Source organism: Sedimentibacter sp. MB31-C6 (assembly GCF_035934735.1).
GTDB lineage: Bacteria > Bacillota > Clostridia > Tissierellales > Sedimentibacteraceae > Sedimentibacter.
On record NZ_CP142396.1, the window covers coordinates 879,153 to 894,753 of the forward strand.

Consider the following 15,601-nt stretch of genomic DNA (forward strand, 5'->3'; position numbering starts at 1 on the left):
ATTTTTTTTATGAGATTTTTGATCCACTTGGAATATCTTCTAAAGTTGATACAAGTGTTAATTTCTTTCCCTTTTCTGCTGCTAAAATCATTCCGTTTGAATCTACTCCTCTTAATTTAACAGGTTTTAAATTATAAACCATAACAACTTTTTTGCCTACTAAATCCTCAGGCTTATAGTATTTAGATATACCTGATACAACTTGCCTAACTTCTTCGCCAAGTTTTAACTGGAATACCAATAGTTTATCTGCATCAGGGTGCTTTTCTGCCTTAATTATCTCAGCAACTCTTAAATCTAATTTATCAAAGTCATCTATTGTTATAAAATCTTCTTCCTTAACTTCTTCTTTTTTAGGTTTCTTTTCTTCCTTTTTGTCACTATTTAATCCTAACATACTATTTATCTCTTCTATTTTCTTTGCTGCATCTATTCTTGCAAACAATATGTCTGGAGTTCCAACCTTGTCACCAGAAATTATACCGTTAAATTGTTGCAATGAATCCCAGTCAGTTTTTTTAGTATTTAACTGACTAAATATTTTTTGAGCAGTTTCAGGTAAAAATGGCTCTAATAACACTGCTGAAATTCTAATAGATTCAAGCAAATTATAAAGAACAGTACCAAGCCTTTCTTTTTTACTTTCATCTTTTCCAAGAATCCATGGCTGCGTTTCATCAATATATTTATTGCTTCTTCTTAAAAGTGTAAATATTTCATCTATTGCATCTGCAACTCTGAGAGTATCCATTCTTTGTTCAACTCTCTTTGGAGTTTCAAGAGCTAAATTAATAAGTTCATCATCTATAGGTTCATGATTTGTAGGAGGCAATATTTCACCATCAAAATACTTATTAGTCATAGTTACAGTTCTATTTACTAAATTACCAAGTATATTTGCTAATTCTGAATTAATTCGTTCAATTATTAAATCATAAGTAATTGTTCCATCGTTAGCAAAAGGCATTTCATGAAGTACGTAGTATCTTATAGCATCGACTCCAAATAAATCTACTAAATCATCTGCATAAATTACATTACCTTTTGACTTGCTCATTTTGCCCTCGCCAACTAAAAGCCAAGGATGACCAAATACTTGTTTAGGAAGTTCTTCTCCTAAAGCCATTAATAAAATCGGCCAATAAATAGTATGGAAACGAAGTATATCCTTACCTATCAAATGAACATCCGCAGGCCAATATTTGTTGTATAATTCTCCATGATTTCCATCTGGGTCATACCCTAAAAATGTAATATAGTTACTTAATGCATCAATCCAAACATAAACAACGTGACCTTCATCAAATGTAACTGGAATACCCCAATCAAATGATGTTCTGGAAACACATAAATCTTGAAGACCGGGCTTTAAGAAATTATTTACCATCTCATTTTTTCTAGATTCTGGCTGTATAAACTTTGGATTATCTTCAATGTGTTTCATTAAGCGGTCAGCATAATTACTCATTTTAAAGAAATAAGCTTCTTCCTTTGCTTTATGTACTTCTCTACCACAATCAGGACATTTTCCATCAACTAATTGAGAATCAGTAAAAAATGCTTCATCTGGTGTACAATACCAACCTTCGTAATATCCTTTGTAAATATCTCCCTGATCATAAAGTTTTTTAAATATTTTCTGTACTATTTTTTCATGTTCTTTATCTGTAGTACGAACAAATTTATCATAGCTCGTATTCATTAAATTCCAAATACATTTAATTTCACTTGCTACCTCATCAACAAATTGTTGTGGTGTTTTATCTGCTTCAGCAGCTTTAATTTGTATTTTTTCACCATGCTCATCAGTTCCAGTCTGAAAATATACATCATAACCATTTAACTTTTTAAACCTTGCAATACTATCTGCAAGAACTATTTCATAAGTGTTTCCAATATGAGGTTTTCCTGATGTATATGCTATTGCTGTTGTTATATAATATTTGCCTTTCTTATTCATATTATCCTCCAAATATTTATCGCCTCTTAGCATAAGCTAAGAGGCGAATTATCGCGTTACCACTCTTTTTCACACATATTTCACAATATGTGCCTCAATAGGTCATAAACCATGTACTATAACGGATACATCCGGTATACTTTAACGTAAGCTCAAGTATAAAGCTCCAAGGCCATCTTCATTTTAAATCAATCCCCAGCTCACACCTTCTCTGGTTCTCTTTATCATGATTTTTAAATTACTCTTCTCTTCATCGCTTTCATATATTATTGTTCTTTATATTCTAAACTATACATAATTATTACAAATTTGTCAACAAATTATTTTGCTACAAATGCATGCTTTTACTACATTAATTTATTCATAGCTAATTTATTCACACTAAAAAATAACCATAATACACTTGAAAATTGCAAAAATTACACCTATAATAATAGCTGGTATCAATAATATGGTTAACAAACCTAACCCTAATGGTAATAAGACTACAAGCAATCCTAAACCTACCACAGCTCCTAGTATTGTAAACAGAATTTTAAACATAACAGCTCCTATTTTTAATGCTGCAACTATAAATGCAAAAAACACAAATATTCCTAATAATAATTCCATATCTCTCTCCTCATTTAAAATCCAATTGTTATTATTTTACACAAACTAAATTCATTTGTTATTAAGGTTATATTAAAAAAAGATTAAAAATATAACACAATAAGCTTTCAATTATATCTTACATTTATTTTTAAAAAATGATACAATATATTATATACTTATTTAGGAGCAACTTATGATTGATTTGCATATTCACTCAATGTTTTCAGATGGTACAGATTCTATAGATGATATAGTTGAAATCGTAAAAGAAAAAAACATACCTGCCATATCCTTGACTGATCATGATACAACTTATGGCGTAGCAGAAATAATAAATAAAACAAAACCTCATAATATAAAAGTCATACCTGGAATTGAAATATCATCAGTTTCAAACGGTCATCTTATACATATTTTAGGGTATAATATAGATATAAATAATGGGCAGTTACAAGAGCTTTTAAATAGGCTAGCCAATTATTTTTATGTTCATTTTTGTGAGCAATATACATGGCTACAAAAAAATCATATAATAAATTTTAATTTAAATAAAATATTAAAATATGCAGAATTCAAACAATCCATTGCACCATCAGATATATTAAAGGCAATGATTGCTAATGGAGCTCCGTATACATTGAAGGATTGGCCAGAATTCTTCAATAAAAAAGTACGTTTATATCCAAGCAACTTCATAAAAGATTTTCCAATAAATTCGTCAGAAGCTGTAGAAATTATAAAATTAGCTGGAGGAATCCCAGTTTTTGCTCATCCTGCTCGAATAGGCAATGCAGATTTACCTGAGATGGAATTACTTTTACCCCACGGGTTAGGCGGTATTGAAGTATATTATCCGTATCATGACAAAAAACTAATTAATCGTTATGAAAATTTTGCCTTAAAACATAATTTGATAAAAACAGGTGGTACTGATTGGCATGGTACAGAACTAACTACATGGAAAGCCGAAATCGGAGATTATGGGGTAAATGATTTGGAATATCGACTCAATTCATAAAATTTTCTATATCATTTGTTGTTTTTATAATATCTGGTGATAAATTTATAACACCATTTTTTGTAACCCATACATCATCCTCAATTCTTATACCAATACCTTCTTCTTTAATATATAGTCCAGGTTCCACAGTGTACACATTATTTTCTTGCATAATTTTATCTCTTCTTCTTAAATCATGTACGTCAAGTCCAAGGGGATGGCCTATTCCATGATAATAATATTTTGCTACATCAGATTCATCTTTTATTAATTTTAAAGTTTTTAACCCTTTTGCAAAATGCGATTTCACTGCATCATTTACAACTACTTCAGATGCACCTACATGCATAGCATCTATGGCTACATCCTGTGCTTCTAAAACTATATTATAAATATCTTTTTGACGTGGAGTGAATTTTCCATTTGCAGGATAAGTTCTAGAAATATCTGAAGCATAATTATTAGACAATGCTCCTAAATCAAGTAGAATCATACTTCCATCCTTTATTTTTTCTAATAAATCCACGTAATGAAGTATGACAGCATTTTTGCCTGATGCTCCAATAGTTTTAAAACTTGGTTTTGACCCTCTCAACATTAATTGATATTCAAAATCTGCTTTAACTTGATATTCATATCTGCCAGGTTTTAAATTCTTCATAACAAACTCTAAAGCTTCCTTAGTGTATCTTAAAGCAGTTTGAATTTCATTTACTTCTTCTTCTGTTTTAGAGCTTCTCAGTTCTGTTACAATATCAAGAGAATTCATAATATTAATTGTAGGATACTGATTTCTCATCCAGTGTGCAAGACTTCTGTAATTGTCATAGGCTTCATCCTTATCTGTAATATATGAAAATATATAAACATTGTCAGGTCTATCTGATGATGAAAGCCTTTTTGCAAAATCAGTCAAGAAATTATCTCTATTTTCAATAGATTTAATATCTGACATTTCTATAGCTTCTTCTTTTCTCAAAAGAATCCCAAACCATTTTTCGTAAAATTCATCAACAGGAGGTATGTATAATTGTTCAGTTACTTTTCCAAAAATTTTATTTATAACTAAAACCATATTCTCTTTATCTATTCCTGTTAAATAAAAAAAGTTCCTGTCAACGGAAAAATCATATTCCTGATCAGCGCTTTGTCTAGGCGCCTTACCGGAAAAAAACACTGCACTTGAGTTATCAACCATTTTTTCTGCAAATTTTACTCTATTGTTTTTAAAAAAACCTGATTTCATATATTCCTCCTAGTATTTTAATTTTTCTTCATCACATAAGTTTAATGTAAATACTTTACTAACGCTCATTATGACTATAATAAAAATAATTAACACAATTATATACTTAGAAAATAAAATAATCAACTTCAATAAAAAAGAAATATAATGAGAACAATTATATTTCTTGCTATTGACATACACCTTTCTTCCATCAATTCGGCTCCTACCTACTATTCTTCTACCAATCTTTTTTCTCCTGTTATATCTTGTATAGGTTTAATATTTTGACTTACTTCAACTACTCCAAGATATTTTCCATTATTATCACGAACTGCAAAGTACCGAATATATACGTATTTATTTCCGAGTTTTATCCAAAAATCCTCGTGGTCTTTTTTCCCAGATTTCAAATCTTCAACAATACTCTCAACAATATGTACACTTGCAGGAGGATGACAATTAGAAACTTTGCGTCCTATTATAGTTTTTGTACGTGGAAATATACGCTCAGAACTTTGTGAAAAATATTTAACCGTATCATTTTTATCAACAAATGTTATATCAATAGGTAAAGTGTCTAACATATAAATTAACTCTTCTTTATTAAAAATTCCAGAAGGTAATGTTATAACTCCAGGTTCAGTAATTTCTTCCTTTACTGCTTCCTTATCCTTTAAATTTGGTTTCCAAGTTTGTATATTATCAATAATATTTCCGATTTCGTCACTATCATCATAAACTTGTTTCCATTCATCTTGAGTCATTGAATCTAAAAGCATAGGTAACATTATATTTTCTTCTTTAAAAATCATCTCAGTAATTTTATTAATTAAACTTTCTATCTTTTGTTTAGTAGGCTGAATTTTAACATCTTTTAGTTGCTCTCTAATTTCATCATCTACTCCCCACATAACCTTTGGTGGTGCAGTAATTCCGTACTTCTCCATGTAAGGGAATAATAGATTTTCCTTTTTTAAGTAATGGATATTTATTAATGATAATTTATCAAGACCTTTTTGAATTGATTCTATTCCTTCTTTATTTGAAACTTTATCTAAATAAGGAGTTATTTCATTTTCAATCAATTTTTCTATAAAACGATTTTCAAGAATAATTACATTGGCAGGATGACCTGGTATTTCTGTTTGGTCAATTTGTTGATGAATTTCTTCAATGGAACCCTTAAAAACAGCAGAATGAACATCACATAATCTTTGAACTTCTGAAACAGGAAGGCCTTCTGAAATTAATGCTTGTTCTGCTTCGGATATTTCTGATGCTGATACTCCAGAAAATACTTCTTCAAACTTTTGTTTTACCTCTTCAACGCTCTTTCCTTCATGTAACTCTGAAATTACTTCTTTAATTATTTTTTTCCTAAATTCTCTGTTATTAATTTGTTCGCTCATAATTTCTCCTTTTTCATTTTCCTATATACTAGATTGCTTATAAACAAATTATACCCTGTATTTGGAAAATTATTACTATTATGTTTGTATATTCTCTCCTTTGATGTATTTTTTTAAATACAGAATTTTCCTTGATTAATTATTGTCAATATAGTATTATTTAAATATATATATATATGAAAATGGAGGAAATTTAATGAAAAAAATTATTTTTACAATTAGCCTAGTATTAATTTTGGCTATATCGTCATTTACAGCTTTTGCTCAAGATCAAATAATTGTAAATATCGATTCCAACAAAGTTGAATTTAATGAAGAAATAGGAATGCCTTTTATTGATGAAAACGGCAGAACTCAAGTACCATTTAGAGCAACTCTTGAAAAATACGGAGCAACAGTTGATTGGAACGTTGAAAGCAGTATTGCTATAGCAACCATAGGTGATACAACTGTCGAAGTTCCTGTTGGAGAAAACTTCATTTTAAAAAACGGTGAAGAAATTGCAACAGATACTGTAGCAGTAATAGTTGACGGTAGAACATATTTACCTATTAGACCAGTTATTGAAGCATTTGGTTCAGAAGTACAATGGGACATGGGATTAAATACTGTTGTTATAACAACAGAACCAATTGATGCTAAAGGAATTTTTACTGAAGCAAATAACAAATCATATGAATGGGAAAATTGTGATGCTAACGTAGTAATTGACATGTCTATGCCTGTACCAGATGAAACTGGTAATGTTCAAACAATGGATATGAAAGTTAATATGTATATGACTATGTTTATGAACCCGTTAAAAGCTAAAATATCAGCAGATATGTCTATGAATGTAATGGGTGAAGAAATGATTGTACCTGTAATGGATATGTATATGAATGTAGATGAGGATAATTATACAACATATATGGGAATGAATGATGGCACAGATTCTATTACATGGATGAAATCAACAGTTGAAGACGAATTATTTGCTGAACTTTTGAATTATGATGAAGAAACAATTAAAGAAAATAAAGAATTAACAGAAAAATATATTGAAGATGTAAAATACTTTGGAAAGTATACTGATGAATCAGGTAAATCTTTACTCAGAATGGAATATACAATGTCTGGAGATATTTACAAAGATATGTTTGGAGAATACGTCGAAGAATTATCTAATTCAACTAATGAACAAGAACTAATGACTGCAGAAATGCTAAAAAGTTTTGTTGATGGAGAATTAGGGGATCTTACTTTTATTGTATACATAGATGAAGAATCTGGCGAAATAATTAAATATGAAATGGATTTAGGAAATATGATATTATCCATGGTATCAGGAATGACTGGAATAGTAGGTGAAATTCCTGAAGAAGAGCTAGAATTATTAAAAGAAATGAAAGCTACAATGGTTATGGATATACTAAATATCAATGAAGCTGAAGATTTTGAAATTCCTGAAGATGCATTAAATGCACCTGATGTTTCTGAGATGGAATTAGATACAGTTCCAACACCTGAGACTGAAGATGCATCTGAGGTAGAAACTGAAACTGAAGAAACAGATTCAGAAGAAGAATAATATTTTATTAAAGTAAATTAAGACTATCGAGTTACTTTATAACTTGATAGTCTTTTTTAATTCTATGAAAAGTTTCAAGTAAATTGTTCAATCCATCAATATGTCAATAAGTAAATATATGGAACGCATTTTTAATTGAAATCATAATAACATAATGTTATTATTTAAATATTAAATTTATAATGGAGATAAATATACATGAAAAATATTATTAAACAATTTTTAATATTACTGTTTACATTATCACTACTATTTACTTTAGGATATAGTATTGTTGGACTGAATGAAAATGATAACAATATGAATGAAATGCCTAAAGAAAACGAATCTGAACATGAAGATAATAAAACAGAACCTGATGCTGACGAAGAAAAAGATAATGAAGATAATAAGGAACTATTTGATGAATATGAAGATATTGCTTTAAAAACTTTAGAAGAACTTTCTATAGAAGAAAAAGTTGGTCAAATCTTTTTAGTAAGATGTCCCTTACCAGAAGATTTAGATTATTTTATGTCTATGAAACCAGGTGGATTTATATTGTTTGGTAGAGACTTTGTTGATAAGACAAAAGATGATGTAATAAAGGATATAGAATCTTATCAGGACAAAAGTAAAATCCCAATGATTATCGGTGTTGATGAAGAAGGTGGAACAGTTGTCAGAGTCAGTTCAAATTATATGTTAGCAGATGAAAGGTTCAAATCACCTCAAGAATTATATAACATAGGTGGATTTGAAGAGATAAAAAATGATACTTACACTAAATCAAATCTCTTGCTAGACCTTGGTATTAATTTGAATTTAGCCCCAGTCGCTGATGTTTCAGAAAATAAAACTGATTTTATTTATCAAAGAGCATTTGGAAAGTCGGCAGAAGAAACATCAAAATATGTCAATATAGTAGTTGAAGCTATGAAGGAAAGCGGGATTTCCGGTACATTAAAACATTTCCCTGGATATGGAAATAATGTAGATACTCATACAGGTTCTGCATATGATAACCGTCCCTATAGTAACTTTAAAAACAATGACTTTCTTCCCTTTTCAGCTGGAATTGAAACTGGCGTAGAAAGTATATTAGTTTCTCATAATATAATTGAATCTATGGATGCAGAATTACCTGCTTCTTTATCTAAAGAAGTAATTACGATATTAAGAAATGAGTTGAATTTTACCGGTGTCATAATGACTGATGATTTATCTATGGGTTCTATAACAAACTTACAGCTAAGTAAATCACCAGAAGTTGTAGCCCTTTTAGCAGGAAATGACATGCTTATAGTTACAGATTATGAAACAAGCTATAATGCTATTTTAAACGCAGTAAAAAATGAAGAAATATCAATGGATAGATTAAACGAATCTGTTCTAAGAATATTAAAATGGAAATACTATATGGGAATTATGTAAAAAATCTTGATAAAAAAGATACTGGATAATTTATTGTTCAATATCTTTTTTTATATAATCATTAATCATTTGTTTTAATTTGTTAATTACATCAAAATTATTAGAGTCTGATTTCCCCATGATATCAGCCTTAATCAATTCAAGTATATCTTCCAATCTATTTTCCCCTACATCATCGATGAATTTTTCTATACCTTTTTCTTTTATATTTTTATTTATATCTTTAATATAATGATATCTAATAAGTATTTGTACGTTTTCTATAAATTCTTCACCATATCCAAGCCTTTGGAGTATTATTTCACTTTCATTAGCAGATTTAATATGATGTCCATAAAAATGTCCTCTTCCCTTTTCATCAATTGTAAAACAATCAGGTTTACTTATATCATGAAGCAAAGCAGCCATTCTTAATATTAATTTTGGCTTTATTGAATCCACTACAGTCATTGTATGGTCTAATATATCCTTATCATGATAGGGAGTATGTTGATTAAATCCTTTAAGCTTAATTAATTCTGGAATTATATCTTTCATTTCACCATTTTCAATTAATTTATATAATTCTTTTGATGGTTCATCATTTAAAAGTATTTTATTTAATTTATTTTTGTACATTTAGTCTCCTTAGTTGAACTTTTTATTTTTATTTTCGTCTAATAGATATAGTATATACTACAATATATTTTTAAATAATTCAATATATTGGTAGTAGATACTTTTATGTCTTTTATTTTTCCAAAAACTAGTGTATAATTACTTTGTAATATAAAGGGGATGGTGTAATAATGAAAATTAATAAACTATATAAAATATTAATCTTAATCTATATCTTAACAATCATTTTTTCATTTAATGTATATGGGTATACCTATGATGCATATGATATTGGTGATTTAGAAGATACTGTTTACGAACAGTTAAGTTTATTAAATGCTAACTTTGAAATAAGATATAGTGGATTATATGAGGATATTGAAAACGTTCTGAAAAATACCATTGAAAATGACACCTATCTTGATTCTATAATCAGCTCTGTAAATTGGAGTGTTTCAGAATCATCTAATGTATATAATATAAAAATGAATGTTAATTATATTCTAACATCCAGCGAAAAATTAGAAGCCGATGAAATGATAAACAACATATTGACCGAAATAATTAAGCCAAATATGAATGATCATGAAAAAATTAAAGCAGTACATGATTACATTGTTTTAAACGGAGAATATGATACATCTCTTCAATTATATTCAGATTATGATTTTTTGACTAAAGGAAAATCTGTCTGCAATGGTTATGCTCTACTAACATACAATATGCTTAATAAACTTAATATTCCTGTAAGATTAGTTTCAGGAACTGGCAATGAAGAACCACATGTATGGAACATAGTTAAAATTGATAAATATTGGTTTCACTTAGATACAACTTGGAACGACCCTGTTCCAGATAAAAAAGACAGTGTTTCATATAATTATTATTTGCTTACAGAAGAAGAAATTTCAAAAGATCATACTATAAATAAAAATCAATATCTTCCTAAATCAAATAAAAAATATTATACATTTTTAAAGGAATTGTCTTTAATTGAAAAAAACGGTTATGTTTATGACAGAATACTTATGGAAACAGAATTGGATATTTATAATGTAGAAAATACAGCAACTTCAGCAGAAGGTTTAAGCACTATTCTCAAAAATAAAATTAAATACCATCCAGTTAAAGTTTCTGTAAGATTTAACAAATCAATTTCCCAAGATAGTGTTAATACTGCAATGTCAGATTTATTTAGATATAGTTTCATATCAGAAATCAGACATGAACCTTTTTACTTAGATGATACTGGTAACTTTTATGTATTAAATTTATACATAAAATATAAAAAAACACCTGACAGCATAATTACGGATTTATCTAAAGAAGTGTATAATACAACTTCTAAAGTTGATTTTAATGTTTATGCTGTATACGGCTCTGAAAAAGAAAATATTACTAAGGATGTACTAATTTATCCCTATGATAACTATTTTCTAAATATTTCAGATAATACTTTATCCTTTAATGATGCAGGATTCGAAAATTTAACATTAGAATATGGAGGAAAAAGAACTAAAGTAAATATTTCAGCTATTGATTCCAAGGGCTTTAAATATATTACTGATGACAAACCTAACAGCGATGTAAATGTTAAAGTCTTTAACCAATATATTGACTTTAGTAAAATAAAACAATGGCCATTAATAGAAGATGGAAGAACTTTAGTTCCAATAAGGGCCATATTTGAAGTATTAAACTGCAACGTTAATTGGGATTCTGACAGTAGCTGTGCAATAGTAGAAAGTGGAACCACAAAGATTGTCATTCCGGCAAATAGTAATACTGCATTTATTAACGGAACAGAAAGTACCCTAGATGTCCCTGCTAAAATAGTAAATGATCGAATTATGGTACCTCTAAGGTTTATAAGCGAATCAATAGATAAAACGGTAATATGGGATGACCTAAACAAAACAGTATTAATATATTAATAATTTGCATTTAAAAAGAGGTAGTCATTTAATTAATTTGGCTTACCTCTTTTTTATGTTTATTATTGGCTTAACTTCTCATCTAAAACTTCAACAGCTTTTTGCAGCTGATTATCCATATCATAAAATTCATATCCATATCCCGTTGCATCTGGATTCAATTCTAATACGATATCAGGTTCAATTCCTATTCCATGAATATTTACCCCATTAGGTGTAAAATACTCTGAAACAGTCATTTTTAAGCCCTCACCTTCAGAACCAAAGCCTTGAACTCTCTGTACTATACCCTTACCAAAAGTTTTTGTACCAATAAGTGTTGCTCTTTGGGTATCTTTCATAGCACCTGCCATTATTTCAGAAGCACTTGCACTTCCTTCATTAATAAGTAATACTATCGGAATATCATCAGCACTTTTATCTGATTTATAATATTCAATATCTCCAGATTTAGTTTTAGTATATGTTATAATTCCTTCGCCTAAAAACTCATCCGTAATATCAACTGTTGCATTAATAATACCGCCAGGATTAAACCTTAAATCTATTACTAATGCTTTCATACCTTGACCTTTTAGTGTTTCATAAGCAGCATTGAAATCTTTAGCAGTCTGCATGTCAAAAGTAGTTATTCTAATATAACCTATATTATCCTCAAGCATAGAAGGTTTTATCGTTTTAATTCTAATTTTTTCTCTATTAACAACTATATCTGTAGTTTCATGTTTTCCATTCTCTTTAGTTCTTTGAATTGTAAGAGTTACACTTGTACCCGGTAACCCCTTCATTATACTTACAGCTTGATCTATTTTGTCCGCAGAATATTCTGTTCCATTTATTTTAATAATCTTATCTCCAGTTTTCAATCCAGCCTTTTCAGCAGGGGTATCTTCTATTGGTGATACTATCATTATTTTATTGTCATCACTTGCAGTTATGTATACGCCTATGCCTTCATAGGAACCTTCTGTGTCTTGTAATAAAGCACCATATTCTTCTTTCGTCATATATTGTGTATACGGATCACCTAAAGCAATTAATGTACCCTTTAAAGCACCCTCAAGCATAGCTTCCTCATCTGCTTCATATAAGAATTCTTTTTTCGCAAATTCCATTAAACTATTTTGCTTTGCAAATTTGTCATACATATCTTTTAATACAGAATAAGTTTCTTTAGGTAAAACAACCTTTTGTCCAACTTCAACTAAGAAAACATTTCCTAAAGAAACAGTCAAAAAAGCAGTAACAAAAACAACTACTATGATAGTGATAAAATATTTCTTTTTTGATATCATCTACTCACTCCCGATATTTAATTAAGCCAAATAAAATCAATGCTCATATTATTTATATGCTATGATATTTAATTTTATCCTATTAAAATTAATATATTCTTAATACATACAGTTGATATTATAGCATATTTATTAGATAATCAACAGAGTTTTTATTTATTTCTAATTTTTATTATAAATATATTGATAATTTTAATAAAGTATAATATAATCTTCAATGTATTGAATCATGGGCCATTAGCTCAGTGGATAGAGTGGCAGACTTCGAATCTGTTCGTCGGGGGTTCGAATCCCTCATGGCTCATAAATAAAAGTTATACTTTGAATAAAATATAGGTATATATTATGCCTTAACAAAATATTAAGCTTCTTTGACATGGTGTCAAAGAAGCTTAATATTTTACTATACTTTAATAAGATAAAGATACGACCTATCTTATTTTTCGTCGATTATTTATATTAATACCATCCTCTTAATTTCATTACTTCAGCTACTTTTTTAACTGAAATCATATAAGCAGCTTGTCTTGTTGTACATTTTTGTGTTTCTTGAAGAGCCCATACATCATTAAACGCCTGTACCATTTTAACTTCTTGTTTTTCTTCAACTTCTTTTTCTTTCCAATAATATCCTTGTAGGTTTTGTACCCACTCAAAATATGAAACAACTACTCCACCAGCATTAGTTAAAATATCTGGAGTAACAGGGATACCTCTTGAATTCAACACTTCATCAGCCTCTGAAGTTGTAGGACCATTAGCTGCCTCACATACTAATTTAGCTTTAACTTTTTCTGCTACTTCTTTAGTTATAGCGTTTTCTAAAGCTGCAGGAATTAATATATCAACATCTAAATTCCAGAATTCATCAAGACTAATCATTTTAGCTTTTGGATAATCAACTAAATTCTTATGTTCATTATTGTAAGCCAACAAATCTTCAAAATCTAATCCATCTTCATTGTATATTGCATATGTGCCAACTTTTGGTGCCCATTCTCCAATAGCTACTATTTTAGCTCCTTGTCTTTGGACGTTTTTAACAGTAAAACGACCTACATTTCCAAATCCCTGGATAGCAACTTTTGATTTTTTGATATCAATTCCAACTTTTTTAGCCGCTTCTCTAGCAACTATTGAAACACCAAAACCTGTTGCTTCATTTCTGCCTTCTGAACCGCCCCATGCTACAGGCTTACCTGTAATAACACCTAATGCTGAAGTTCCAGTTAATTTGTTATATTCATCTACCATCCAAGCCATAATTTGTCCGTTAGTTCCAACGTCTGGTGCTGGTATATCTTCTTTTTCACCTAAGTACTTATAAAGTCTATCAATATAACCTCTTGAAAGTCTTTCCAGTTCTCCCTGTGACAATGTTAATGGATCACATATAATTCCACCTTTGCCTCCGCCATAAGGAAGTCCCATTACTCCGCCTTTAAATGTCATCCATATAGAAAGAGCTTTAACCTCCTCTAATGTTACACCTGGATGGAATCTAACTCCACCTTTTGTCGGACCAACTGAATCATTATGTGATGCTCTAAAACCTTTAAAAGATTTCATGCTTCCGTCATCCATTCTAACAGGAATGTTAACTTCAATAACTCTTTGTGGTTCTTTTAAAATTTCATACACCGCTGAGTCTAATCCTAAAGCGTCACAAGCAGTTTTTACTTGTAATTGAGAATTTTCTAAAGGATTTAAATTCTCTTTTCCCATAACTAAACCTCCAAATAAATGATTTGTGTTATTTTTATCTTAAATATTGCTAATACATTAACAATATTACCAGACAAATACATTTTAACACCCTATTAATATTATTTCAAGCTAAAATATATATCTTATAATGTAAATTTACTGTTAGAAAAATTTTAGACAATTTTCCCTAGTAAACCATTCAAAACTAAAGCCATTAGTTTTTAACGATTAAAATGCAAAATAGATAAATTAATGTTTAGCATAAGATAAGATATTAAAAAGTCCACCCAGTATAATACTGAGTGGACTTTTAATTGATAATCTAACGCACCCTCTTAATTTACAAATAAAATTTCCTATAGTAACTTTGATTATTAATTAAATCCCTAGGATGTGGGGGTATATTAATAATTTTTTCTGGAACAGGAAAAACACCTGGTGTAACTTCTATCATATTAATATCATAGTTTTCTGTTGTTCCTGGAAATATACGTATATTTACAATACTAACAGGGGAATAACCAGCTGCAGTTATTGTCATATTATAAGTTGTAAATTTATATTCTGGCCCCGTAATTAATATTCCTGTTGGATGTGCTACCGGCAATTCAATAGTAATTGGATTAACAGTTGTTACAAATGTTTCTATAGGAACTCCTACAAAAGTAGTCTGTCTTGCATAAATTGTTACTTCTGCATCTGGAATTGGGACTCTGCCACGCTCTCTAAAAACATACAATTGTATATATCCAACATCTTGATTAACTGGCACTTCATTAATAAAAGCTTTAAAATTAGATGTTTTATTTTTATAACAATTATAGTTTTCAATTTTATTATAATTCACTTTTTAAAACTCCTTTATAACAATATTTGTAATATCTTGTAATATTA

At 29.2% G+C, this 15,601-nt stretch carries 12 protein-coding genes, 1 tRNA gene and 1 other annotated feature; of the genes, 5 read left to right on the forward strand and 8 right to left on the reverse strand.

Annotated features, from left to right (window positions below):
• Window positions 1-7 precede the first annotated feature (7 nt).
• Together metG and U8307_RS04325 are read right to left on the reverse strand one after the other, a co-directional pair.
• The gene (gene metG / locus U8307_RS04320) at window positions 8-1,960 is read right to left on the reverse strand and encodes a methionine--tRNA ligase (RefSeq protein WP_326910498.1); all 1,953 of its coding nucleotides are present in this window, start codon (window positions 1,958-1,960) and stop codon (window positions 8-10) included.
• Between the two features lie 36 nt (window positions 1,961-1,996).
• Window positions 1,997-2,223: a binding site (T-box leader), on the reverse strand.
• Between the two features lie 118 nt (window positions 2,224-2,341).
• Complete coding sequence (locus tag U8307_RS04325; protein ID WP_326910500.1) at window positions 2,342-2,572, reverse strand: hypothetical protein; 231 nt, start codon at window positions 2,570-2,572, stop codon at window positions 2,342-2,344.
• Window positions 2,573-2,747: 175 nt separating this feature from the next.
• Here U8307_RS04325 and U8307_RS04330 point away from each other — a divergent pair, with 175 nt between their 5' ends.
• The gene (locus U8307_RS04330) at window positions 2,748-3,572 is read left to right on the forward strand and encodes a PHP domain-containing protein (RefSeq protein WP_326910502.1); all 825 of its coding nucleotides are present in this window, start codon (window positions 2,748-2,750) and stop codon (window positions 3,570-3,572) included.
• Here the strand turns inward: U8307_RS04330 and U8307_RS04335 are convergent.
• Window positions 3,562-4,800 carry an aminopeptidase P family protein gene (locus U8307_RS04335; protein ID WP_326910504.1) on the reverse strand — a complete coding sequence of 413 codons (1,239 nt, stop codon included), beginning with the start codon at window positions 4,798-4,800 and terminating at the stop codon, window positions 3,562-3,564. The genes U8307_RS04330 and U8307_RS04335 overlap by 11 nt on opposite strands.
• Before the next feature lie 212 nt (window positions 4,801-5,012).
• On the reverse strand, window positions 5,013-6,191 hold the full coding sequence (locus U8307_RS04340) for a DUF438 domain-containing protein (protein WP_326910506.1): 1,179 nt from the start codon (window positions 6,189-6,191) through the stop codon (window positions 5,013-5,015).
• Window positions 6,192-6,387: 196 nt separating this feature from the next.
• Here U8307_RS04340 and U8307_RS04345 point away from each other — a divergent pair, with 196 nt between their 5' ends.
• Entirely contained in the window at window positions 6,388-7,761 is a 1,374-nt protein-coding gene (locus U8307_RS04345) for a copper amine oxidase N-terminal domain-containing protein (RefSeq protein ID WP_326910508.1), read from the forward strand.
• 198 nt (window positions 7,762-7,959) lie between these two features.
• Window positions 7,960-9,174 (forward strand): glycoside hydrolase family 3 N-terminal domain-containing protein, encoded by a 1,215-nt coding sequence (locus U8307_RS04350; protein WP_326910510.1) that lies wholly within the window; start codon window positions 7,960-7,962, stop codon window positions 9,172-9,174.
• Between the two features lie 30 nt (window positions 9,175-9,204).
• Here U8307_RS04350 and U8307_RS04355 read toward each other — a convergent pair whose 3' ends face one another.
• The gene (locus U8307_RS04355; protein ID WP_326910512.1) at window positions 9,205-9,792 is read right to left on the reverse strand and encodes an HD domain-containing protein; all 588 of its coding nucleotides are present in this window, start codon (window positions 9,790-9,792) and stop codon (window positions 9,205-9,207) included.
• A 170-nt stretch (window positions 9,793-9,962) separates the two neighbouring features.
• Between U8307_RS04355 and U8307_RS04360 the strand changes: the two genes are divergently transcribed.
• Window positions 9,963-11,705, forward strand: coding sequence for a stalk domain-containing protein (locus U8307_RS04360; RefSeq protein ID WP_326910514.1), 1,743 nt, complete (start codon window positions 9,963-9,965; stop codon window positions 11,703-11,705).
• Window positions 11,706-11,767: 62 nt separating this feature from the next.
• On the opposite strand, the gene U8307_RS04365 is transcribed toward U8307_RS04360, so the two are convergent.
• Window positions 11,768-13,000, reverse strand: coding sequence for a S41 family peptidase (locus U8307_RS04365; protein WP_326910516.1), 1,233 nt, complete (start codon window positions 12,998-13,000; stop codon window positions 11,768-11,770).
• A 231-nt stretch (window positions 13,001-13,231) separates the two neighbouring features.
• Here U8307_RS04365 and U8307_RS04370 point away from each other — a divergent pair.
• Window positions 13,232-13,304: transfer RNA gene (locus U8307_RS04370), tRNA-Arg, on the forward strand.
• Window positions 13,305-13,459: 155 nt separating this feature from the next.
• Here U8307_RS04370 and U8307_RS04375 read toward each other — a convergent pair.
• Together U8307_RS04375 and U8307_RS04380 are read right to left on the reverse strand one after the other, a co-directional pair.
• Window positions 13,460-14,725 (reverse strand): Glu/Leu/Phe/Val family dehydrogenase, encoded by a 1,266-nt coding sequence (locus U8307_RS04375; protein ID WP_326910518.1) that lies wholly within the window; start codon window positions 14,723-14,725, stop codon window positions 13,460-13,462.
• A 322-nt stretch (window positions 14,726-15,047) separates the two neighbouring features.
• Window positions 15,048-15,554, reverse strand: a complete 507-nt coding sequence (locus U8307_RS04380) for a hypothetical protein (RefSeq protein ID WP_326910520.1) — start codon at window positions 15,552-15,554, stop codon at window positions 15,048-15,050.
• Between the last annotated feature and the right edge of the window lie 47 nt (window positions 15,555-15,601).